The sequence below is a fragment of the Serinicoccus sp. CUA-874 genome (genome assembly GCF_001942225.1).
Lineage (GTDB): Bacteria > Actinomycetota > Actinomycetes > Actinomycetales > Dermatophilaceae > Ornithinicoccus > Ornithinicoccus marinus.
On sequence record NZ_MKJZ01000037.1, the window covers coordinates 62,876 to 84,404 of the forward strand.

Annotated in this window: 16 protein-coding genes and 4 pseudogenes; 4 read left to right on the forward strand and 16 right to left on the reverse strand. The window is 73.5% G+C overall.

Annotated elements, in window-relative coordinates; all coding sequences use genetic code 11:
• Positions 1–10: 10 nt before the first annotated feature.
• From BJF80_RS14935 to BJF80_RS14950, 5 genes and pseudogenes are all read right to left on the reverse strand, one after another.
• Positions 11–1,213 carry an aldehyde dehydrogenase family protein gene (locus BJF80_RS14935; protein WP_527251118.1) on the reverse strand — a complete coding sequence of 401 codons (1,203 nt, stop codon included), beginning with the start codon at positions 1,211–1,213 and terminating at the stop codon, positions 11–13.
• Positions 1,213–1,638, reverse strand: a pseudogene (locus tag BJF80_RS21825) (aldehyde dehydrogenase family protein); the annotation flags it as partial. The gene BJF80_RS14935 and the pseudogene BJF80_RS21825, both read right to left, overlap by 1 nt.
• 32 nt (positions 1,639–1,670) lie before the next feature.
• Positions 1,671–2,123 carry a DUF6912 family protein gene (locus BJF80_RS18935; protein WP_075814820.1) on the reverse strand — a complete coding sequence of 151 codons (453 nt, stop codon included), beginning with the start codon at positions 2,121–2,123 and terminating at the stop codon, positions 1,671–1,673.
• A 116-nt stretch (positions 2,124–2,239) separates the two neighbouring features.
• Complete coding sequence (locus BJF80_RS14945) at positions 2,240–3,694, reverse strand: CpaE/TadZ family protein (protein WP_075814822.1); 1,455 nt, start codon at positions 3,692–3,694, stop codon at positions 2,240–2,242.
• Positions 3,691–4,368, reverse strand: a complete 678-nt coding sequence (locus tag BJF80_RS14950) for a CpaB family protein (protein ID WP_075814824.1) — start codon at positions 4,366–4,368, stop codon at positions 3,691–3,693. Before BJF80_RS14950 ends, BJF80_RS14945 begins: the two co-directional genes overlap by 4 nt.
• A gap of 143 nt (positions 4,369–4,511) precedes the next feature.
• Here BJF80_RS14950 and BJF80_RS14955 point away from each other — a divergent pair, with 143 nt between their 5' ends.
• The gene (locus BJF80_RS14955) at positions 4,512–4,730 is read left to right on the forward strand and encodes a helix-turn-helix transcriptional regulator (protein WP_022924162.1); all 219 of its coding nucleotides are present in this window, start codon (positions 4,512–4,514) and stop codon (positions 4,728–4,730) included.
• A 31-nt stretch (positions 4,731–4,761) separates the two neighbouring features.
• Here BJF80_RS14955 and BJF80_RS14960 read toward each other — a convergent pair whose 3' ends face one another.
• Positions 4,762–5,301, reverse strand: coding sequence for a hypothetical protein (locus BJF80_RS14960; RefSeq protein ID WP_083673721.1), 540 nt, complete (start codon positions 5,299–5,301; stop codon positions 4,762–4,764).
• 155 nt (positions 5,302–5,456) lie between these two features.
• Here BJF80_RS14960 and BJF80_RS19420 point away from each other — a divergent pair, with 155 nt between their 5' ends.
• Positions 5,457–6,209, forward strand: coding sequence for a LysM peptidoglycan-binding domain-containing protein (locus tag BJF80_RS19420; RefSeq protein ID WP_202817232.1), 753 nt, complete (start codon positions 5,457–5,459; stop codon positions 6,207–6,209).
• Positions 6,206–6,730 (forward strand): Rv3235 family protein, encoded by a 525-nt coding sequence (locus BJF80_RS14970; RefSeq protein WP_022924165.1) that lies wholly within the window; start codon positions 6,206–6,208, stop codon positions 6,728–6,730. The genes BJF80_RS19420 and BJF80_RS14970 overlap by 4 nt, the downstream gene beginning before the upstream one ends.
• Before the next feature lie 47 nt (positions 6,731–6,777).
• Here the strand turns inward: BJF80_RS14970 and secA are convergent.
• Positions 6,778–9,488: pseudogene (gene secA / locus BJF80_RS14975) on the reverse strand (preprotein translocase subunit SecA).
• 18 nt (positions 9,489–9,506) lie between these two features.
• Between secA and BJF80_RS14980 the strand changes: the two are divergent.
• Positions 9,507–11,321, forward strand: a complete 1,815-nt coding sequence (locus BJF80_RS14980) for a GNAT family N-acetyltransferase (RefSeq protein WP_083673722.1) — start codon at positions 9,507–9,509, stop codon at positions 11,319–11,321.
• 9 nt (positions 11,322–11,330) lie between these two features.
• Here the strand turns inward: BJF80_RS14980 and BJF80_RS14985 are convergent, their stop codons facing one another.
• The 9 genes and pseudogenes from BJF80_RS14985 to BJF80_RS15020 all read right to left on the reverse strand — a co-directional run bounded on the left by BJF80_RS14985 (position 11,331) and on the right by BJF80_RS15020 (position 21,280).
• Positions 11,331–12,536: a winged helix-turn-helix domain-containing protein gene (locus tag BJF80_RS14985; protein ID WP_083673736.1), complete on the reverse strand. Its 1,206-nt coding sequence runs from the start codon at positions 12,534–12,536 to the stop codon at positions 11,331–11,333.
• Between the two features lie 116 nt (positions 12,537–12,652).
• A complete protein-coding gene (gene hpf, locus BJF80_RS14990; protein ID WP_075814832.1) occupies positions 12,653–13,348 on the reverse strand; it encodes a ribosome hibernation-promoting factor, HPF/YfiA family in 696 nt (231 codons plus the stop codon).
• A gap of 131 nt (positions 13,349–13,479) precedes the next feature.
• Positions 13,480–13,767: a ComF family protein gene (locus BJF80_RS18940; RefSeq protein WP_158068550.1), complete on the reverse strand. Its 288-nt coding sequence runs from the start codon at positions 13,765–13,767 to the stop codon at positions 13,480–13,482.
• A gap of 489 nt (positions 13,768–14,256) precedes the next feature.
• Positions 14,257–16,041, reverse strand: coding sequence for an LpqB family beta-propeller domain-containing protein (locus BJF80_RS15000; protein WP_075814834.1), 1,785 nt, complete (start codon positions 16,039–16,041; stop codon positions 14,257–14,259).
• Positions 16,038–16,913: pseudogene (locus BJF80_RS21680) on the reverse strand (ATP-binding protein); the annotation flags it as partial. The pseudogene BJF80_RS21680 and the gene BJF80_RS15000, both read right to left, overlap by 4 nt.
• Positions 16,914–17,627 (reverse strand): annotated as a pseudogene (locus BJF80_RS21685) (hypothetical protein); the annotation flags it as partial.
• A 36-nt stretch (positions 17,628–17,663) separates the two neighbouring features.
• Positions 17,664–18,341 (reverse strand): MtrAB system response regulator MtrA, encoded by a 678-nt coding sequence (mtrA, locus tag BJF80_RS15010; protein ID WP_022924173.1) that lies wholly within the window; start codon positions 18,339–18,341, stop codon positions 17,664–17,666.
• Between the two features lie 34 nt (positions 18,342–18,375).
• The gene (ahcY, locus tag BJF80_RS15015) at positions 18,376–19,839 is read right to left on the reverse strand and encodes an adenosylhomocysteinase (protein ID WP_237767654.1); all 1,464 of its coding nucleotides are present in this window, start codon (positions 19,837–19,839) and stop codon (positions 18,376–18,378) included.
• A gap of 10 nt (positions 19,840–19,849) precedes the next feature.
• Positions 19,850–21,280 carry a mycothione reductase gene (locus tag BJF80_RS15020; RefSeq protein WP_075814840.1) on the reverse strand — a complete coding sequence of 477 codons (1,431 nt, stop codon included), beginning with the start codon at positions 21,278–21,280 and terminating at the stop codon, positions 19,850–19,852.
• Positions 21,281–21,529 lie beyond the last annotated feature (249 nt).

Below are 21,529 nucleotides of genomic sequence, written 5' to 3' on the forward strand. Positions count from 1 at the left end.
GCGGCCCGCCTCACCCCATGTGCGGGTAGCGGTAGTCCGTCGGCGGCACGAAGGTCTCCTTGATGACCCGGGTGTTGACCCACCGCTGCAGGTTGGCGGCCGAGCCCGCCTTGTCGTTGGTGCCCGAGGCCCGGGCGCCGCCGAACGGCTGCTGGCCCACGACGGCCCCGGTGGGCTTGTCGTTGATGTAGAAGTTGCCGGCGGCGAACCGCAGCCGCCGCACCGCCTCGTTCACCGCCGCACGGTCCTGGGAGATCACCGCGCCGGTGAGGGCGTAGGGCGTCGCCGACTCCATCTGGTCGATCATGGCGTCCCAGCCGTCGTCCGGGTAGACGTGCACGGCGAGGATCGGCCCGAAGTACTCCGTCGTCATCATCTCGTGGCTGGGGTCGTCCACGACCGCGACGGTCGGGCGGACGAACCAGCCCACCGAGTCGTCGTAGGTGCCTCCGGCCACGATCTCGACCCCGTCGTCGGCGTGCGCCCGGTCGATGACGTCCTTGTGCTTGGCGAAGGCCTTGGCGTCGATGACGGCGCCCATGAAGTTCGACAGGTCGCGGACGTCACCCATGGGTATGCCCTCGGTGGTCTGCACCAGGTCGTCCTTCAGCCGCGACCACACGGAGGCGGGGACGTAGGCGCGCGAGGCGGCCGAGCACTTCTGGCCCTGGAACTCGAAGGCACCGCGGACCATCGCGGTGCGCAGCACGTCCAGGTCGGCGCTGGGGTGGGCGACGATGAAGTCCTTGCCACCGGTCTCGCCCACGATGCGCGGGTAGGAGCGGTAGGTCGACAGGTTGCTGCCGATCTGGTGCCAGAACGAGTTGAAGACGGCCGTGGAGCCGGTGAAGTGCACCCCGGCGAGGTCGGGGTGGGCGAGGGTGACCTCGGAGATCGCCGGTCCGGTGCCCGTCACCATGTTGACGACGCCGTCGGGCAGCCCGGCCTGGTGCAGCAGCTCCATGATCATGCTGGCGGCCCGCTGCTGGGTCGTGGCCGGCTTCCACACCACGGTGTTGCCCATGAGTGCCGGCGCGGTGGGCAGGTTGCCGGCGATGGCGGTGAAGTTGAAGGGGGTGACCGCGTAGACGAAGCCTTCCAGCGGCCGCTGGTCGATGCGGTTCCACGACCGCGCGGGTTGCGCAGCGGCTGCTCGGTGAGCAGCTGCCGGGCGAAGTGCACGTTGAACCGCCAGAAGTCGGCCAGCTCGCAGGCGGCCTCGATCTCAGCCTGCAGCGGGGTCTTGCTCTGCCCGAGCATGGTGGCGGCGTTCATCCGCGCCCGCCAGGGACCGGTCAGCAGGTCCGCCGCCTTGAGGAAGATGGAGGCCCGCTCCTCGAAGGACATCGCGCGCCAGCCCTCGCCGGCGGCCAGCGCGGCGTCGACGGCGGCGGTGGCGTCCTTCTTGGTCCCGTCCCGCATCGTCCCCAGCACCTCGGCGTGGGCGTGCGGCTGCACGACGTCGATGGCCTTGCCGCCGCCGGTGACCTCCCGGCCCCCGATGACGTGGGGCAGGTCGACGGGGGTCGCCGCGATCTCGGCGAGCGCCACCTCGAGGGCAGCGCGCTCGGTGCTGCCCGGCGCGTAGTCCAGGACCGGCTCGTTCAGCGGGGTGGGGACGTCGACGATGCCATCCATCGGCACAGCTCTCCTGTCGGTCGTGGCCGGGCTCAGCCGGCGGTGTCGGTGCGCGCGAGGCGCTCGGTCAGCTCCAGCACGTGGTCGAGCTCGGTGGTGTCGAACCAGGACAGCTCGAGGTCCTCCTCCGGTGCGGGCAGCGCCTCGCGCCTCCCGGAGACGACGTCGTCCCCGAGATGGAGTGCGGCCACCCGGGCGAGCTCGAGGACCCCGTCGACGTGGATCCACCCGCCGCCGTCCGCCCGGACGTCCCGGTCCTGGACGTCCGCCGCGGCGACGACCACCGGGGCGCCGCTGCCGACGAGCGAGGCCGCCGCCGCCTGGGACGCGGCATACTCCAGCTCGTCCTCGTCAGCGGTGGGCTCGGCGGCGCGAGCCTGCTCGGTCACCGCCGTCGCGCGGAGCGGACCGGTCAGGCGACGTTCGTCCCGCAGGCGGACCAGGCTCTCGGCGCTCAGCGGCAGGTAGCAGCGCACGGTGGTCATCTGCGCCCTCCTCGTCACCGGTGGTGGCCTGGTCGCGCACCGGACCGGGTGCGGACGCCGCCATGGTGTCAGATCCGCGGTGCGCGAGCATATCCGGGGCCGTGGGCGCCGGACCTTCAGCGTCCGACGCCCAGCAGCCCGGCCCAGCGAGAGCGACGGGGCGGGGCGCTCCCGGCTCCGTCCAGGTCCCGCGCCAGCTGCTGGATCGAGGTGCGGGCCGGGCTGCCCGGCCGCGTCTCGGCGAGGGTATGCCCGTGCAGCAGCGCGGCGTCCAGCGTCTCCCGGTCCTCGGGGACGAGGCGCACCTCGTCGGTCCGTGCGAAGCGGCGCAGCGTCTCGGTGATCCGCCGCCCGGGCTCTGGCCCGACCGGTCCGGACCGCACCCGGGTCACGACGACCTGGTGCCGCGCCGTCGTCAGCGTCGGCAGCTGGTCCAGGGCCCGCACGAGCCGCTGCAACCCCACCGGGTCGCCGGTGCCCACCACGACGACCCGGTCGGCCTCCTGCAGCGCGCACAGGGCTGCCCCGTTGCGCCGGGGCGCTCCGGTGTCGAAGGAGAGCTCCTCGTCCTGCTCGACCGTCGGTGCCACGTCCACCACCACCCAGCGTGCGACGGACCGGGCCTGCTGCAGCACCTCCGACAGGGCCGCCTCCCGCAGCTCGGTCCAGCGGTCCGCGCGGGGCAGCCCGGTGAGCAGCCGCAGCCCGGGACGGACCTGCGGGGCCAGTCGGAGCAGGGCCGTCTCGTCCAGCGACCCCTGGTCCGCGGCACGGGCGGCGGCGGCGACCCCGGGCGACTCGTCCAGCACCGCGAGCGTCTGCGCCACCGTGGCGCCGTAGGTGTCGGCGTCGACGAGCACGACCGGGCGCACGGGGCCGGCGAGCTCGGCGGCGAGGTTGACCGCGACCGTGGTCCGGCCGGTGCTGCCGTGCGGGCCCCAGACGACGACCACCTCTCCCTCGCGCTCGTCGTCGTGGGTGGCGTCAGGCTCGTCCGGCGACGTCGTCTCGGTCTCGTCGAGGTCGTGCTCGTCGGCCTCCGTGACCGGTGTCGACCCTGCCCGGGAGCGGCCGCGCCACCGGCCGAGCCGCCCACCCGTGGGCCGACCACCGGCCCGGGCGTCGGCAGCGTGCTGCTGGGCGGCGCGGCTGACCTCCAGGGAGCTCTCTTCGACCCCCTGCCCCGGCGCGAGGCCGTCCACCCTGTCAGCGGCCGCACCGTCGTCGAGCCCGGCGAGCGAGGCGTCCAGGTCGGAGGTCGAGCCGTCCATGGCCAGCGTCGCGTGCGCTCCCCAGCGGAGCAGCACCCGGGCCGCCTCGTCGTCGCCCTGCGGGTGGAGCCCCACGACCTGCGCACCGGCGTCGACGAGCGCGTGCACCATCTCCCGGTCCAGCCCGCGCACGTCCCAGGAGACCAGCGCCACCTGCGCGAGCCCGGCACGGCACACGCCGAGCAGCTCGGCGAGATCCGCGCACCGACGCACCAGATGGGCCTGGCCCGATCCGTCGAGGAGGGTCGCGACCTGGCTCTCCCACCGGGGCGCCACCGCGGTGACGAGCGGGCGGCTCACCCGTCCGACCCCACCTGCGTCCGCGGGGCCGGCACGAGGGTCAGCCGGGAGTCCTGGTCGACCGCCCCGATGACGTCGCCCACGCGGTCGGCCGGCACCACCAGCGACACCGACGAGCCGCCGATCTGGGCGCCGAGACCACCGGACTCCTCCGACACCCGGTCGACGACCGCGCCCGCGAGCAGCAGCTCGGGGTCGAGATAGGCCTCCCCGACGGCCTCCGTGTCACGGCGGCTCACCCAGACGTCCACCGGCGTGCCCGAGGTCAGCCCGGAGACCGCCTGGGCGTCCACCGGCACGTTCACCGTCTTGTCCAGCGCCTCGCGCTCGGTGCCCACCGCCGCGCCCGGCACGAGCTCGCCCTCCATCACCCCGCGCAGCAGGTAGGTGCCGTCGGAGACCGGGGTGCCGGCGTCCAGGTAGTGCGAGGCCCCCTCGCCCAGCCGGACCTGGACGGGCACGAGGTCACCCTCCTCCAGCGGCTGCCCGGGCACGAGGTCCCGGGCCGCGGCATAGACCGGGCGGGTGTCGTCGAGCCCGGCGACCAGGCGCGCTCCGCCGGCCACCGAGAGCACGACCAGCAGCAGCCCCACGAGCAGCCTCAGGTCGCGCCACCCGGGCGCACGCAGCCGGCGCACCGTGCGCGGTTGCTCGCCCTGCCCTGTCGGTCCCATCTCCCGACCCCCTTCGTCGTGCGGCTCGCCCGCACGATAACCCGCCGCGGGCCGGTGAGGGCAGCTGTCGTCCACAACCGTCCTCACGCACCGGGTGCGACGACCGTAGGATCGGACCGGACGACCGACGAGAGGAGGCCGGTGTGCCCGGGCCACGATTCCTGACCCTGCCCGACGTGGCGGACACGTTGAACGTCTCGCTGTCGCAGGTCAAAGCACTGGTCCGGTCCGGACAGCTGGCCGGCATCAAGCTCGGCGGGCGCGGCGTCTGGCGGGTGGAGAGCACCGAGCTCGAGGCCTACATCCAGCGGATGTATGCCGAGACGCGGGAGTCGTTGCACCAGGGCGAGGAACCTCGCTGACACCCTTCGTCGCCGGTCGGCGGGGGTCCGGTCACAGGCGGCGGAGCATGGACACGGCGGCGTAGGGCACGGACACCGTGCCCCGCACGGCAGCGGACCGGCGCGCCTCGTCGTCCGCGTGCCGGGCCAGGTCCAGGTGGTCGGCCAGCACCCGGTCGATCGTCCCGCTCAGGTGGTCACCCTCGCGGTCGTGGATCCGCACCGGCGCCCGGTCGCGGCTCACGGCGCGCAGCGCCTGGCGCAGCGACCGGCGTCGTGGTCGCTCGTCCACGCGTCCGGTCAGTCCCTCCACCGAGCGGAGCGCACCGGTCAGCACCAGGCTCTCCTGCTGCTCCCGCCGCTGCGCGTCGTGCAGCAGCAGCCAGTCGGGCCCGACGTCCACGAGGGTCCCCACGACCGGGCCGACCCCGCTGACCCGTACCCGCAGCGTCCGTCCGACGTCGGCCGCCAGCCGGTCGCCGAGATGGACCCGGGCGCGTTCGGCCCGGGTGTGATCCGCCGCCTCGGTCTCGACCTCACGGCGCAGCCACTCGTGCTGCTGCGCCTCGAGGTCCTCGAAGACTGGTCCCACCGCATGAGGTCATCGTGCCACCGCCGCCGGATCGCCACGTGCGCCGTCCACACCCCTTGACTCCCCCGCTCCCCGCCACCTACGGTGCCACCAGTGGACGCAAACGTCCGCAAACGAACGCAACAGACCGTCGCCGACGGTCAGAGGGAGGGGAGATGGATCCGTCGGGGAGCGACCTGCGGACGCGCGGGGCGGGGCCGGCCGGGTGCGGACTCGTGGGCACGGTCGGGGCCACGGTCGCGGGGACCGGACTGCTCGGACGGGCGGTGACCACGTGGCCGGGAGGCGGCCCCGGCCCGCTCGGCCCTGCGCTGCTCAGCGCGATGCTCCTGCTCGCCGCCGGGCTGCTGCTGGCGATCGGAGCGGTCCTGGCCGCCGCGACCTGGCACCTGCGACCCGGCACCACCGGCGCCACGCGACGCACCACGCCGTCGGCCCCGGTCCGCCTGGCGAGCGCGCTGCTCATCTCGATCTCGGCGTCGGCCGCCGCGGCCACCGGGGCAGCGGCGCTCGCCGCACCGGCGCAGACACCGGTGGTGCTCCAGCCTGGGGTGACCGAGGACACCCCCTCGGACGCCGAGCAGCCCTCGGGGACGCCGTCGTCCGCACCTGTCCCGACGCCCGGGTGGACGCCGACCTCCGGTCCCACGCAGCCGGCCCACGCGGACGTGGCTCTGGTCAGCGGCCGGGTCGCGGACGACCTCCCCGACCGTCACGTGGTGCGCCGCGGTGACACCCTGTGGGACCTCGCGCAGCGACACCTCGGTGCGGACGCGACGGCGGCGCAGGTCGCGCAGGAGTGGCCGCGGTGGTATGCCGCCAACCGCGGCGTGATCGGTCCGGACCCGGACCTGCTGCTGCCGGGGCAGGAGCTCGTGGTGCCCGGCACGACGGGACCGGGGCGATGAGCCGCGCGACCTCGGTGCCCGGCGTCCTGCACCTCACCCCTGTCGTGCCGCCCGAGCCGGGTGCGGATGGTGGCGACTGGCGATCGGGTCGACGCACGGCAGCGCCCGCCGAGGACTACGTGCAGGGGGCACTGGCCGTCGACTTCCGGCACGACGCCTACGACAGCTTCTTCGGGCCGCAGGCCACGCCCACCACCGACCTGCCCGAGGCCTCGGCCTGGGCGGAGCGGATGCTGCGTGCCGTGCTCGAGGTCTGCGCCGGCAGCCGTCCGGTGGAGCAGCTGTCGCGGTGGCTGTCACCCGACGTCCGGGACCGGATCGGCCGGCGAGGGCAGCTGGCCCGACGTCGGGCCGGGCGGCACCGGCCGCCCCGCGTCCGCACCCTGCTGACCTGCCACCCCGCCGACGGGGTCTGCGAGCTGTCAGCCGTCATCCTCCTGGACGGCCGGGTGCGCGCTCTCGCGGTGCGGATGAGCGGCGTGGACGGGCGGTGGGTGATCACCGCCTTCGAGCTCGGGTGAGCGCGAGACCGCGGGCGATGACGTGACGCCCGGCTCCCCGTCCGGCGTCAGCGGCGCTGGCCCTGGGCGGCACGCCGCCGCTGGGCCCGATTGCCCGCCGCTGCCCCGGAGGCCGGCGCCTGGTCCCGGTGGCTGCCGTCGGCGCGCACGCTGCTCGTGCGCGCCTCGCCGTCCTCCGTGGGGGCCACGAAGGTCAGCGACTGCGGCTTCTGCGCCTGCTGGTCCCCGGAGGCCGCGACCTCGGCGAAGAAGAGGTAGCGCACGGACTCCTCCTTGATCGCCTCCATGACGGCCTGGAAGAGCTGGTAGCCCTCGCGCTGGTACTCCACGAGGGGCTCGCGCTGAGCCATCGCCCTCAGTCCGATCCCCTCCTTGAGGTAGTCCATCTCGTAGAGGTGCTCGCGCCACTTGCGGTCCAGCACCTGGAGCACCACGCGCCGCTCCAGGTCACGCATCATCTCCTCGCCGAGCTCGGCCTCCCGCGCGTCGTAGGCGTGCTGCGCATCGCTGGTGAGCTCCTCGACGAGCAGGTCGGCGGTCACCGCGGCCCGGCCACCGGCCCGGGCGACGACGTCGTCGATCGTCAGCCCCACCGGGTAGACCTGGCCCAGCTCGGACCAGAGACCCTCCAGGTCGAGACCGTCCGCGAGACCGCTGCCGCCGGCGCTGGTGACGTAGTCGGCGACGACGTCGTTGACGAAGTGGCGCACCTGCTCGTGCAGGTCCTCCCCCTCCAGCACCCGCCGCCGCTCGGCGTAGATGACCTCGCGCTGCCGGTTGAGGACGTCGTCGTACTTCAGGACGTTCTTGCGGGTCTCGAAGTGCTGGGCCTCGACCTGGCTCTGGGCGCTGGCGATGGACCTCGAGACGATCCTGGACTCGATCGGGACGTCGTCCTGCATCCCCGAGGTGGACATGACCCGGTCGACCATCCCGGCGTTGAACATGCGCATCAGGTCGTCCTGCAGCGAGAGGTAGAAGCGGGACTCGCCGGGGTCGCCCTGCCGCCCGGCGCGGCCGCGCAGCTGGTTGTCGATCCGGCGGGACTCGTGCCGCTCCGTGCCCAGCACGTAGAGCCCGCCCAGACCGACGACCTCCTCGTGCTCGGCCTGGACCGAGGACTCGGCCTGCTCCAGGGTGCTGTCCCACGCCGCCTCGTAGTCCTCCGGCGTGTCGTGCGGGTCCAGGCCCCGCGCGTGCAGCGCCGCGACGGCACGGAACTCGGAGTTGCCCCCGAGCATGATGTCGGTGCCGCGGCCGGCCATGTTGGTGGACACCGTGACCGCACCCTTGCGTCCGGCCTCGGCCACGATCGAGGCCTCCCGCTCGTGGTGCTTGGCGTTGAGCACCTCGTGCTTGACGCCGCGCCGGCGGAGCTGGTCGGAGAGGTACTCCGACTTCGCCACCGAGGTCGTGCCCACCAGGACGGGCTGCCCGGCGCGGTGCCGCTCGACGATGTCGTCGACGACCGCGGCGAACTTCGCCTCCTCGGTGCGGTAGACCAGGTCCGAGCGGTCCGCGCGGATCATCGGCATGTTGGTGGGGATCGACAGGACGCCCACCTTGTAGATCTGGTGCAGCTCGGCGGCCTCGGTCTGCGCCGTCCCGGTCATCCCGGCGAGCTTGTCGTACATGCGGAAGTAGTTCTGCAGGGTGACCGTGGCCAGGGTCTGGTTCTCGTTCTTGATCTCCACCCCTTCCTTGGCCTCGATCGCCTGGTGCATGCCCTCGTTGTAGCGGCGCCCGGGCAGGATGCGACCGGTGTGCTCGTCGACGATCATCACCGAGCCGTCCATGACGACGTAGTCCTTGTCCCGGGTGAACAGCTCGCGCGCCTTGATGGCGTTGTTGAGGTAGCCGATCAGCGGGGTGTTGGCGGACTCGTAGAGGTTGTCGATCCCGAGGTAGTCCTCGACCTTCTCGATCCCCCGCTCGAGCACGCCGACCGTCTTCTTCTTCTCGTCCACCTCGTAGTCGCCGGTGGACTCGATCCCGCGCAGCGGGTCCGCGGCCTCTCCGCGCTCCAGCCGTCGGACCACCTTGGAGAACTCGGTGTACCACTTGGTCGCCTGGTCGGCCGGGCCCGAGATGATGAGCGGGGTCCGCGCCTCGTCGATGAGGATGGAGTCGACCTCGTCGACGATCGCGAAGTGGTGCTCCCGCTGGACGAGGTCCTTGAGGGCGGTCGCCATGTTGTCGCGCAGGTAGTCGAACCCGAACTCGTTGTTGGTGCCGTAGGTGATGTCCATGGCGTACTGCTCGCGCCGTTGCGCGGGCGTCATGGACGACAGGATGCAGCCGGTCTCGAGGCCGAGGGCCCGGTGCACGCGCCCCATCAGCTCGGACTGGTACTGCGCGAGGTAGTCGTTGGTCGTGATGACGTGCACGCCCTTGCCGGTGAGCGCGTTGAGATAGGACGGGAGCGTCGCGACGAGGGTCTTGCCCTCACCGGTGCGCATCTCCGCGACGTTGCCTGGTGCATCGCGGCACCGCCCATGAGCTGCACGTCGAAGTGCCGCTTGCCGATCGTCCGCTTGCTGGCCTCCCGGACGGCGGCGAAGGCCTCGGGCAGGAGCTGGTCGAGGGTCTGGCCGTCGGCGAGCCGCGCCTTGAACCGCTCGGTCTCCTCGCGCAGCTCGGCGTCGGTCAGCTTCTCGAAGTCCTCCTCGAGCGCGTTGACCTGCTTGGCGACGGTCTCCAGCCGGCGCAGCGCGGACTTCTCCCCGGCGCGCAGGATCTTCTCGAAGAGGTTCGGCACGCATCTAGGCTAACGGGCATGGCTGAGGATGCCGCATCGACGGCAGGGCCGGTGCGCGACGGGGACGGGGTCCGGCTGGTGCCTCCCGGCCCGGAGCACGTCCGGATGCTCGTCGGGCTCGGGCAGGACGAGCTGGCGCGCCGGTGGGGCGACGCGGTCCCCGTCCGTGACGAGACGCAGGCCCGCGCCGCGGTGGCCGTCGCGTCGCAGGGCTGGGCGGAGCAGCGGCCGTGGACACCGCGCCGCTGGGTGGTCGAGACGCGCGCGGGCGACGACGGGTGGCAGGGCGCCGGCACCGTGGAGTACCGCCCCGACGGTCACGGCGGCGTCGAGGTCGGCTTCGCGGTCCACCCCGAGCACCGGGGCCACGGGGTCGCCACCACAGCACTGGGTCTCGCGCTCGGGTATGCCTTCGAGCAGGACGGGGCGGCGTTGGCGCGGTGGCGCGCCGAGGTCGGCAACTGGGCCTCGCGCCGGGTCGCCTGGCGGCTCGGCTTCTCGGTGCCCCAGCGGGTGCGTGGTCTCATGCCCGGGTGGGGTGAGGACACCGGGCCCCGCGACGGCTGGATCGCGACGCTGGCGCGCGAGGAGCCGCGGCGACCGGCATACCCCTGGTTGCGGACCCCGGTCCTGCGGGGTGAGCGGGTCGTGCTGCGCCCGTGGCGCGAGGACGCCGACGACGCCGCGGCACTGCTGTCGGTGGACGACCTGGCGCGCAGCTTCGTCGGGCCGGTGCTGCCTCCGGCGACCCAGGAGGGGGTCGCGTCGTGGCTGGCCGCACAGCGCGAGGGTGCTGCCGGCGGCACCGGGCTGCGGTGGTGCATCGCCGACGCCGAGGACGACGCCGCGCTGGGCCTAATGTCGGTCTTCGGCCTGCGCAGCCCGTTCGAGATGGGGTGCGGGACCGTGGGCTACTGGCTGCTCCCCTCGGGGCGCGGCCGCGGCGCGGTGACCGAGGCGCTGACCCTGGCGAGCCGGTATGCCTTCGGCGAGCTCGGCCTGCACCGGCTCGCCGCCGACGCCGACGTCCGCAACGCCGCGTCGCACCGGGCACTGCTGCGCGCGGGCTTCCGCTGGGTCGCCACCGAGGCGCAGGCCTGCGTCTACACCCAGGACGGCGAGCGGGAGGACAACGTGCGCTTCGAGCTCCTCGCCGACGCCGAGGTCCAGCAGGCTCCCCGCCCCGGACCCCCGGCGTCCGTGCTCGGGTCCGCGGGTGTGGACGGGACCGACGGGACCGGGGACCGTGGCATCCCCACGCTGCGGACGGACGGGCTGGTGCTGCGGCCCTGGCGGTCGGACCCGGGCGAGGCTGACCGGATGGTCGAGGCGGCGACCGACCCGGTCACCCGGCAGTACCTGCCCGAGCTGCCCGACCCCTACACCTCCGCCGAGGCGCTGGGCTTCATCGACCGTGCGCTGCTCGCGGCCCGCCGAGGCGAGCAGCTGACCTGGTGCGTGGCGGAGGAGGGCTCGGACGTCCCCCTCGGCAACGTCTCGTTGAGCGGGCTCGACCGCGGGACGCGCACCGCTGAGGTCGGCTACTGGGCCCACCCGCAGGCCCGCGGCCGGGGGGTCGTCACGAGCGCGGTCGCTGCGGTGCTGCGGCACGCCTTCGCGGCGGAGGAGTCGTACGGTCTGGGGCTGCGCCGGGTCTTCCTCCGGGCGGCCGCGAGCAACGTCGCGAGCCAGCGCGTCGCCCGGGCCGTGGGGATGCGCGAGGTGGGCCGGGACCGCCTGGCCGAGATGCTGCGGGACGGCACGGTGGAGGACATGGTGCGCTTCGACCGGCTGGCCGAGGACGCCGAGCCGTCGGCACCGACCGACCGCTGAGGACCTCCCTCAGGCTGGCAGCTCGACCCGACCCAGTGCCAGCCACCCGGCCATCGCCTCGAGCTCGGCGAGCAGCCGCGGCGCGGCCCGGGCGACGTCGGCGCCGGGCTCCCAGTGGACCGCCCGGGCGACCAGCGCGCCGGCCTCCCGGTCGGCCTTGAGGTCCACCCGCCCGACGAGCTCCTCGTCGAGGAGGAAGGGCAGCACGTAGTAGCCGTGCACCCGCTGCGGCGCGGGCACGTAGATCTCCAGCCGGTAGCGGAACCCCCAGAGCTGCTCCACCCGTTCCCGCTGCCAGACCAGGGAGTCGAACGGGCTGAGCAGCGCCGCCCCCTCCACCCGGCGCGGCCGGCGGGCCTGCGGGTCCAGCCACACCGGACGGTCCCAGCCGCGGACCGTCACCCGCTCCGCCTCCCCCGCGAGCTCCAGCCGCTCCAGCGCGGTCGCGACGAGCGGTCCCCGGACCCGGAAGTAGTCACCCAGGCAGCGCTGGCTGCCCAGCCCGTGTGCGCGCAGCGACATCCGCAGCAGCTCGGTGACCGACTCCAGCTCCTCCGGTGCATGCGGCCCGCCGGGTGCGCGGAGCAGGACCTTCGGCGGCAGCACGCGCCGCGGCTCGGCATACCAGCGCTCGAACTGGCTGCTGCGCCCCGCGCTGGTCACTTCGCCGGTCTCGAAGAGGCACTCCAGGGAGGTCTTGACCGCCGACCAGTTCCACCCCCAGTGGTCGGTGCGTCGCGTCGCTCCGTGCGGCAGGTGGACCTCGACCTCCCTCGCGGTGAGCGGACCGTGCTCCCGGACCACGGCCTGGACCGCGTCGAGCAGCCCGGGGTGCTGGCGCTCCAGGTCCGCGCGCCAGGCCAGGGTCCGCGGGCGGCGCATCCGGAAGCCGAGGTGGGGCCACGTGTCCAGCCCGACCAGCGAGGCTTCGTGCGCCCAGTACTCCACCATCCGCCGGCCGGCACGGGCCCGGCCGCGCACCCCGGACCCGTCACGCAGCCGGTCGAGCAGGGTCTGGTCGTAGGGGCCGAGGCGAGAGAAGAACGGCAGGTAGTGGCTGCGCGTGAGCGCGTTGACGCTGTCGATCTGGACGACGCCCAGTCGGTCCAGCACGCCGCTCAGCTGCCGGGTCCCGGGCTCGCTCGGGCGTGGTCGGCCGAAGCCCTGTGCCGCGAGCGCGATGCGCCGCGCCTGGGCGGGGGAGAGTGTCAGCACGGTGCTCACCCTGCCACGGTGCACCGACGGGCCCGGCCCGGGTCGTTGTCGTCGTCGTCCTCGGGACCCGGGCCGGTGCGGGGGTCACCCGCAGCGGCGCGTCGACCCGGCCGCCATCAGGAGGCGACCGCCTCGGCGGCTGGCTCCTCCGAGGCGTCCCCGGGGTCGGCGTCCGCGTGGTCCAGCCGCAGCACGCCGTAGGACCAGCCCCTGCGGCGGTAGACCACGCTGGGCCGGTCGGCGTCGGCGTCGTGGAAGAGGAAGAACTCGTGGCCGACCAGCTCCATCTGGGACAGCGCCTCGCCGACGGTCATGGGCGGTGAGGAGTGCACCTTCTCCCGGATCTCGATCGGGCTGTTGCCCTGGGTCTGCAGCGCCTCGTCCACCGCCTCCTCCGGGTCCCGGGGGGCGTCGGGTGCGCTCGACCCGTTCGCGCGGTCGGCCAGCGGCTCGGTGGGGAGCCCGAAGGTCGCCTCGGCCACCGACGGGAGCCGGTGCTTGCCGGTGTGCGAGACCCGCCGCTTGTCGTGGATCCGGCGCAGCCGCTCGGTCAGCTTGCCCATCGCGAGGTCGAGGGCGGCATACTCCTCGTCGGCCGCGGCCTCGGCGCGGACCACGGTCCGGTGCACGTAGCAGGTGATCTCGCAGCGCTCGGCCTCCTTGGCCTGGCGCGGGTTGGCCTCGTGCGTGAGCACCACCTCGGTACGCCGGACGCGGGGGGCCAGCTGCGGGATCTTGTCGAGCTTGTCCTCGATGTGGCGGCGGAATCGCTCCGGGACATCTCTCTTGCGACCGGTCACGGTGAGTTCCATCAAAGTCCTCCATGCAAGACGGTGTGATGCGGGGTATGGCGTCGGCTGCGGCGCCTGCTCTCGTCCGGCCTCACCCCCTCACGTCTGCTCGCGAGGTGCTCCATGGACCCACACTAGTCCGCCGTCCGCGCTCACGGTAGAGGGTGCTCGGCACGGGCCCGCTCGGCGCCGTGACGGCTCGTCGCGGCGACCGTCGCCGCCACCACCGGACCCGCACCGCCCGCGGCCAGCGCGCGGGCGCAGTCGGTCAGCGTGGCACCGGTCGTCACGATGTCGTCCACCACGACGCAGGGCAGGCCCGCCAGCCGCGCCGCGGCACGGGGCGCCAGGTCGACGGCCCCGGCGAGGTTGCTCTCCCGCTCGGTCGCCGACAGCCCGGCCTGGTCCCGCACCCGCCGGCGCAGGACCAGCCCTGGCACGACGCAGCCGGACCGGCGGCGGCCCGGGCGAGGTCCCCCACCGGTGAGCGACCGCGCGCGCGGGTGCTGCGGCGGGAGGAGGGCGCGGGGAGCACGGCCACGGGGCGGCCGGCGGCGACGGCGGCGCGATGCTCCGGCGACGCCGCGATCGCCGCCCGGAGCGACCGGCGCAGGACCTGCGCCAGCGCACCGGTCGCGGCGACGCGGTCCTGCTCCTTCCACGCGACGAGGCCGGCACGCACGACGCCGGAGTAGTCCGGGCCGGTCCACGTCGGGGGGAAGCCCGCAGGACAGGGCGTGGGGCGCCAGGGTCGCGGCGGCACGCTCAACAGGCTCTCGCAGACCCCGCACCAGACGGACCCCTCCGCCGCGCAGCCCGCGCAGTCCTGCGGGGCGAGGAGGTCGAGCAGGGCACGCAGGTCGACACCCGGGCGCCACGGCATACCCGAGCCTGGCACGCAAAGAGGGCCAGTCACACCCGTCCACAGGTCAGCCGCCCGGCACCACGACCTGGTCGGCGTTGCGCACCGGCTGCCAGCCGCTCTGGCCCTCCGGGACGTAGACCCCGCCGTCCCGGGTGCGTGCGACCACGTCGACACCGGTCGCGCCGGGCACCGGCACCGCGTCCACCAGGCCGGGGAGCTCGCCCAGCGGTTCCAGCCAGCCGCCCAGCGGCAACCGGAAGGGGTGGGGTCCGGCGTCCGTCGCGCGCTGCCCGACGAGCAGGACCTCACCGGCGCCGCTCCAGCGGGCCGAGGTGACGTCCTCCAGCTGGGCGGCGACCGGGGCAGGGTCGGTCAACCCGACGGGGCGGCCCTGACCGTCGCGGACGATGCCGCTGAGGACGAGCCGGTGGGGTCCCTGCTCCTCCTGCCCGTCCTGGTCGACCTGCTCCAGGACGACCAGGGCGCGGCTGCCGTCGGGCGAGATCGACAGGCCGTACACCCGGTCGTCGTCGGCGAGCCAGGGCGTCTCGACCGGACGGGCCACCCCGTCGAGGTCCGCGCGGTCCACGACCCAGATGCGCGGGGTCTGGCTGCTGCGGTGCAGGCCGCCCAGCCAGAAGGCCTCGTCGCCGTCGACCGCCGGGGTCGTCAGCTCGTCCCCGATCCCGGCGTTGGTGTGCACCTCCTCCCCGCGCCACCGGCGGAAGGAACTGCCGTCGGTCGACACGGCGGCCAGGTCCTCCAGGTCCGCCGAGGCGGCGATCCCGGTCCAGTCCAGCCCGACCGTGGGGAGCCGGTCCTCACCCGTGGAGGGCAGGTCCCGCAGCGCGTACTGCGCCGGGTCGACCCCGGTGAGCTCCTCGCCCACGCGCAGCAGGACCTGGTCGGTCGACTGCTCGAGCTCGGCGTAGGGCAGCTGCGTCGCGCCGGTGATCGCGCCCTCGACCCCCTCCAGCGTCAACGGCTGACCGGCCACCTGGACCTCGACCCCGGCCACGGACGTCAGCCCCAGCAGGCTGTGCGCGAGCTGGCTGCTCAGGTCCGCGGCCAGGGTGTCGTCCTGCGCCAGCGTGGCGCCCCGCAGGTTGACCGTCGCGACGAGCGTCGAGGGGTCCACCGGCACCGCCGGGGTGGCCAGCCGCAGTCCCTCCTGCGCACCGGTGCGGACCGCGCCCTCGAGGTGCGCGGGCAGCGGGGCGAGCTGCGCGCGGGTGACGGCCGTCGGCAGGCCGTCGCTGTCGGGCAGCCACCGCAGCTCGGGGACGAAGAGGTCCCGCTGCGGGTTGAGGTAGGAGATCGTGGTCGGCCGGAAGGCCCGCGCGAACTCGGTGTCGGACAGCCACAGCCCGGCGTCGTCGGGGAAGGCGCTGATCCGGGGCTCCCCGTCCACCCGCGTGAGCCCGAAGGTCACCGTGGTGGTCCGCGGGGCGAGCTCGGTGAGCCGCCCCTGCTCGTCCACCCGGCCCACGGCCAGCATCTCGACGCTCACCTCGCCCTCCCCCGTCCGGGTGAGGGTGAGGCCGCCCCCGCCGTCGTAGACGATCACGTCCGAGGTGGGCACCCAGTCGCTGGCGAGCTCGTCGGTGAGGTAGGTGCGCGACACGTCGTCGTCGCTGGCGAAGCCCTCCCCCGCGCGCAGGAAGCCCTGGACGATCTCCATCTCGGAGTCCCCGGCCTCGGCGGCCGGGAGGAAGCGCTCCACCTGCCGCTCGGACTGCTGCGACACGGCGAGACCGGGGCGGGGGTCGGGGGTCATCGGCAGCTGCCCGGAGCAGCCGGCCAGGGTGAGCACCGAGGCCGCCGCGAGCAGCGCGGCCGGTCGGGTCATGAGTCGTCCTCCCTCGTGTCCAGGGCCAGCACCACGGCCGGGACCTCCGCGTCGGTCGCCGCCGAGCCCGTCGACGGCACCGGCGAGGGCTCCTCCGCGATGACGTGGGTATGCGTCCGCGGCAGCAGCAGGCGGAAGCAGGCGCCCTGCCCGGGCTCGCTGCCGACCTGCAGCCAGCCGCCGTGCACGCGGGCGTCCTCCAGGGCGATGGCCAGCCCGAGGCCCGTCCCACCCGTGGTGCGCGTGCGCGCCGGGTCGGCGCGCCAGAAGCGGTCGAAGACCTGGCGTCGTTGCTCCTCGTCCATGCCGATCCCGTGGTCCCGCACGGAGATCGACGCGACCTGCGGGGTCACCGCCACGGTGACGTCCACCGGCCGCCCCTCGCCGTGCTCGACCGCGTTGGTGAGGAGGTTACGCAGGACGCGGGAGACGCGACGTCCGTCCATGCATACCTCGACCCGCTCCTGCGGCAGGTGCAGCCGCAGCGAGGTCCCGAGGTTGTCCGCGAGGGTCCGCACCCCGTCGACCGCGGCCCGGACGGTGGGCACGATGTCCTCCTCGTGGCGCTCGACAGTGACCGCCCCGGAGTCGAACCTGCTGATCTCCAGCAGCTCGGCGAGGAGGTCCTCGAAGCGGTCCATCTCCTGGTCCAGGAGCTCGGCCGAGCGGGCGACGGGGGCGGTGAAGTCCTCCCGCGAGGCGTGCAGGACGTCCCCGGCCATCCGCATCGTCGTCAGCGGCGTGCGCAGCTCGTGGGAGACGTCGGAGACGAAGCGCTGCTGCAGCTGGGAGAGTGAGCGCAGCTCGCGGATCTGGTGCTGGATGGAGTCAGCCATGGTGTTGAAGGACGTCGCGAGCTGGGCGATCTCGTCGTTGCCGACCACCGGCAGCCGCTCGTCGAGGTGACCCAGCGCCACCTCCTGCGACGCTTGGCGACCTCCTCCACCGGTCGGGTGACCATCCTGGTCGCGAGCAGGGCGAGCCCCACGACCAGGGCGACCAGACCGAGCCCGCCGAGCAGGAAGAGCTGGCGCACGAGGTCCAGCGTCTCCTGCTCGCGCAGCAACGGGTAGACGAGCACCAGGTCGTAGGGGCCGGCGCGCAGCAGCGACACCCGTGACCCGACGACGACGGCCGCCGCCCGCTCCTCCCCCTCCTCGAGGGAGACGGGCACCACGACGACCTGCTGGTTGGCCGGGTCGGCGTCGATCGCCTCCTGCATCGAGGCCGGGATGTCCTCGGCCGCGACACCGGTCGCCATCGGTTCGACGACGCCCCGCTCGTTGCCGAGGGCCGGGAGGAGCTGCACCCGGCGGCCGTCCTCGGCCGACGGACCGCTCATCGACTGGATCTGCTCCTCGGCCAGTCCGCGCAGCCCGCTGTCGTCCCGCCGGTCGGTGGAGTCGAAGGCCCGCTGCGCCGTGGCCACCTGCTGGGACGCGTCCCGCTGGGCGCTGGCGATCGCCTGGTCCACCAGGCCCCGTGCGACCTGCTGGTAGAGCACGCTCCCGAGCAGCACCGCGAGCAGTGAGCCGAGGAGCACCGTGGAGGTGACCACACGGGCCCGCAGCGAGCCACGCCACCACTGCAGCAGCCGCCGCACCGCGGGCTGCTGCGGCGCCTCAGGGGTGTCCGGCCTTGTACCCGACGCCACGCACCGTCACCACGATCTGGGGGTTCTCCGGGTCCTTCTCGATCTTGCTGCGCAGCCGCTGGACGTGGACGTTGACCAGCCGTGTGTCCCCGGCGTGCCGGTACCCCCACACCTGCTCCAGGAGCGACTCCCGGTCGAAGACCTGGCTCGGCTTGCTGGCCAGCGCGACGAGCAGGTCGAACTCCAACGGGGTCAGCGGGATCTGCTCGCCGCCGCGGGTCACCTCGTGCCCCGCGACGTCGATGAGCACGTCGCCGACCTGCAGGCGGGTGTCGTCGCCGCTCTCGGACCGGCGCAGCCGGGCCCGGAGCCGGGCCAGCAGCTCCTGCGGCTTGAACGGCTTGACGACGTAGTCGTCGGCCCCCGCCTCCAGGCCGAGCACGACGTCCTTGGTGTCGGTGCGGGCGGTGAGCATGACCACCGGCACGCCGGACTCGGCGCGCAGCTCATGGCATACCTCGATGCCGTCCTTCGACGGGAGCATGACGTCGAGGAGCACCAGGTCGGGCCGGAACTCGCGGAACATCGGCATGGCCCGGCCACCGTCCCCGCAGGTGGCCACCTCGTAGCCCTCCTTGCGCAGCACGATGCCCAGCATCTCGGCCAGCGCCTGGTCGTCGTCGACCACGAGTACTCGAGCGCTCACGGGTTCCTCCTGCTTCCCTGCCCCTGCGCGGGGATCAGTAGCGGTAGTGCTCAGGCTTGTAGGGGCCGGCCACGTCGACCCCCAGGTAGGCAGCCTGCTCCTTGGTCAGCTCGGTGAGGTCGGCGGCGACCGAGGTCAGGTGCAGCCGCGCGACCTCCTCGTCCAGCTCCTTGCGCAGCGTGTGCACGCCGAGCGGGTAGTCCTCGATCCGGGTGTGCAGCTCGACCTGGGCCATCACCTGGTTGGCGAAGCTGGTGGACATGACGAAGCTGGGGTGGCCGGTCGCGTTGCCGAGGTTGAGCAGCCGCCCCTCGGACAGGACGATGATCGAGCGGCCCTCCACGGTGGACCACTCGTGGACCTGCGGCTTGATCTCGACCCGGCGGACGTCGGGCACCCGGGCCAGGCCCGCCATGTCGATCTCGTTGTCGAAGTGCCCGATGTTGCCCAGGACCGCCTTGTCCTTCATCGACATCATGTGGTCCACGGTGACGACGTCCTTGCAGCCGGTCGCGGTGATGACGAAGTCGGCGCTGCCGACGACGTCCTCCAGCCGGGCCACCTGGTAGCCGTCCATCGCGGCCTGCAGCGCGCAGATCGGGTCGATCTCGGTGACGATGACGCGGGCGCCCTGCCCCCGCAGCGCCTCCGCGCAGCCCTTGCCGACGTCGCCGTAGCCGCAGACGACGGCGACCTTGCCGCCGATGAGCACGTCGGTGGCCCGGTTGAGGCCGTCGATCAGGCTGTGCCGGCAGCCGTAGGTGTTGTCGAACTTGCTCTTGGTGACCGAGTCGTTGACGTTGATCGCCGGGAAGAGCAGCTCACCGGCCTCGTGCAGCTGGTAGAGCCGGTGCACCCCGGTGGTGGTCTCCTCGGAGACTCCGCCGACGCCCTCGGCGACCCGGGTCCACCGGGTGGGGTCCTGGGCCATCGTGGCGCGGACGGTCTCCAGGATGACCTTCCACTCCTCGGGATCCTCCTCCTCGGCACCCGGCACCGCTCCCTGCCGCTCCCACTCACGCCCCTTGAGCACCAGCAGCGTCGCGTCGCCGCCGTCGTCGAGGATGAGGGTGGGGCCGGTGTCTCCGGGCCACTCCATGATCCGGGTCGTGCACCACCAGTACTCCTCCAGCGTCTCGCCCTTCCAGGCGAAGACCGGGACGCCCCGGGGCTGCTCGGGCGTGCCTTCCGGACCGACGACGACCGCGGCGGCGGCCTCGTCCTGGGTGGAGAAGATGTTGCAGGAGGCCCAGCGGACGTCCGCGCCGAGCGCGACGAGGGTCTCGATGAGCACAGCGGTCTGGACGGTCATGTGCAGCGAGCCGGCGATCCGGGCGCCCGCCAGCGGCTGGTCGCGGGAGAACCGCTCGCGCAGCGCCATCAGGCCGGGCATCTCGTGCTCGGCCAGGCGGATCTGGTGGCGGCCCTGCTCGGCGAGCGACAGGTCGCGGACCTGGTGCTCCAGCTCCGTGCCGGTGGTCGTCATCGTGTCGGGCATGCCCGCCATGCTACGTGGCGTCCCCGACGTCGCCGGGGACGGTGAGGCCGAGCAGCGCGTTCTCGAGGACCTCGGAGAGCGCGGGGTGGATCCAGTACTGCCCCCGCGCCAGCTCGTGCGCGGTGACGTCGGGGCCCAGGCTGAGGGCCTGGATGGCGGGCTGGACGAGGGTGCTCGCGTGCGCCCCGAGGCAGTGGACGCCGAGCAGCCGGCCGGTGGCGGCGTCGCCGACCGCCTTGAGGATGCCGGTCGTGTCCTCCATCGCCCAGCCGTAGGCGGTGTCGCCGTAGCGCTGCACCTTGGTCGTGACGTCGTAGCCCTGCTCCCGCGCCTCCTCCTCGCTCAGGCCGACCGTCGCCACCTGCGGGTGGCTGAAGATGGCGGCGGGCACGAAGCGGTGGTCGAAGGGCCGCAGCTCGTCCGGGCGCGCCAGGTTGTGCGCGACGACCCGCGCCTCGTGGTTGGCGACGTGCTTGAGCTGGTGCTCGGACGAGGCGTCCCCGAGCGACCACACACCGGTCACGTCGGTGCGACCGAAGCGGTCCACGACGACCCTGCCGTCGTCGTGGGTCCGCACGGCCGTGCGCTCCAGCCCGAGGTCGTCGGTGTTGGGCGCGCGTCCGGTGGCCACGAGGAGCGTGTCACCGGTCACGACCGAGCCGTCGGAGAGGCGCAGCTCGATGCCGGCCTCGTCCTGCCGGGCGTCGACGGCCTCCACCCCGGTGCGGACGTCCCACCGGGCGCGGGCCAGGTCGGTGTAGGCCGCCGCGATCTCGCGGTCCAGCACCCGCAGCAGCCCGTCGCTGCGGTTGACGATGGTCACCGCGACACCCAGGGCGGAGAAGATGTGCGCGAACTCCGCGGCGATGACACCGCCGCCGAGGACGACCAGGCGCTCGGGCAGCTCCTCGAGGCGCATGACCGTGTCGGAGGTCTCGAAGGGCACGCCGGAGGCCCGGATGACCTCCGGCACCACCGGGCTCGCACCGGTGGCGATGACGATCTGCTCACCGCTGATCCGGTGCACCGACCCGAGCGCGTGCTCGCCGCCGTCATGGGTGATCTCCACCTCGAGCTCGTGGTCCCCCACGAAGCGGGCGTGGCCGAGGTAGGCCTCGGTGTGCTCGCCGGTGACCCGGTAGTCCCGGCCGCCGTCGCTGATGGGGTCGATCCGCCCGAAGACGCGGTCGCGGATGTCGGCCCACCGGACCTGGTCCAGCGTCGCGTCGATCCCGAAGCGGGCGGCGTCGCGGATGGTCGTGGCGACCTCGGCGGCATACACGAACATCTTGGTGGGGATGCAGCCCACGTTGAGGCAGGTGCCGCCGAAGACGCCCCCCTCGACGATCGCGATGCGTCGCCCCTGCAGCTCCGGCGTCACGAGCGAGTTGCCCGAGCCCGTGCCGATGATGACCAGGTCGTAGTGGGAGGTGTCGCTCACCCGACCAGCGTAGATCGCCGAGGGAGAACGTCAGCCCAGGGTCCTGCTCTCGTACATGTGTTCGAGTAGGATGAAGCTGCCAGCTCGTCGCAGGGGCAGCGCCACCACCGGCTCAAGACCCTCGGACTCGCCACCGCCAGCATCAACCGGCTCCGCGACCTGATGTGGACGACTCTGCTCGACCGCACCACCACGACCCGCACCCACGACTACCGGCACTACCAGGCACCCCCCACCCCGTCGCGACGG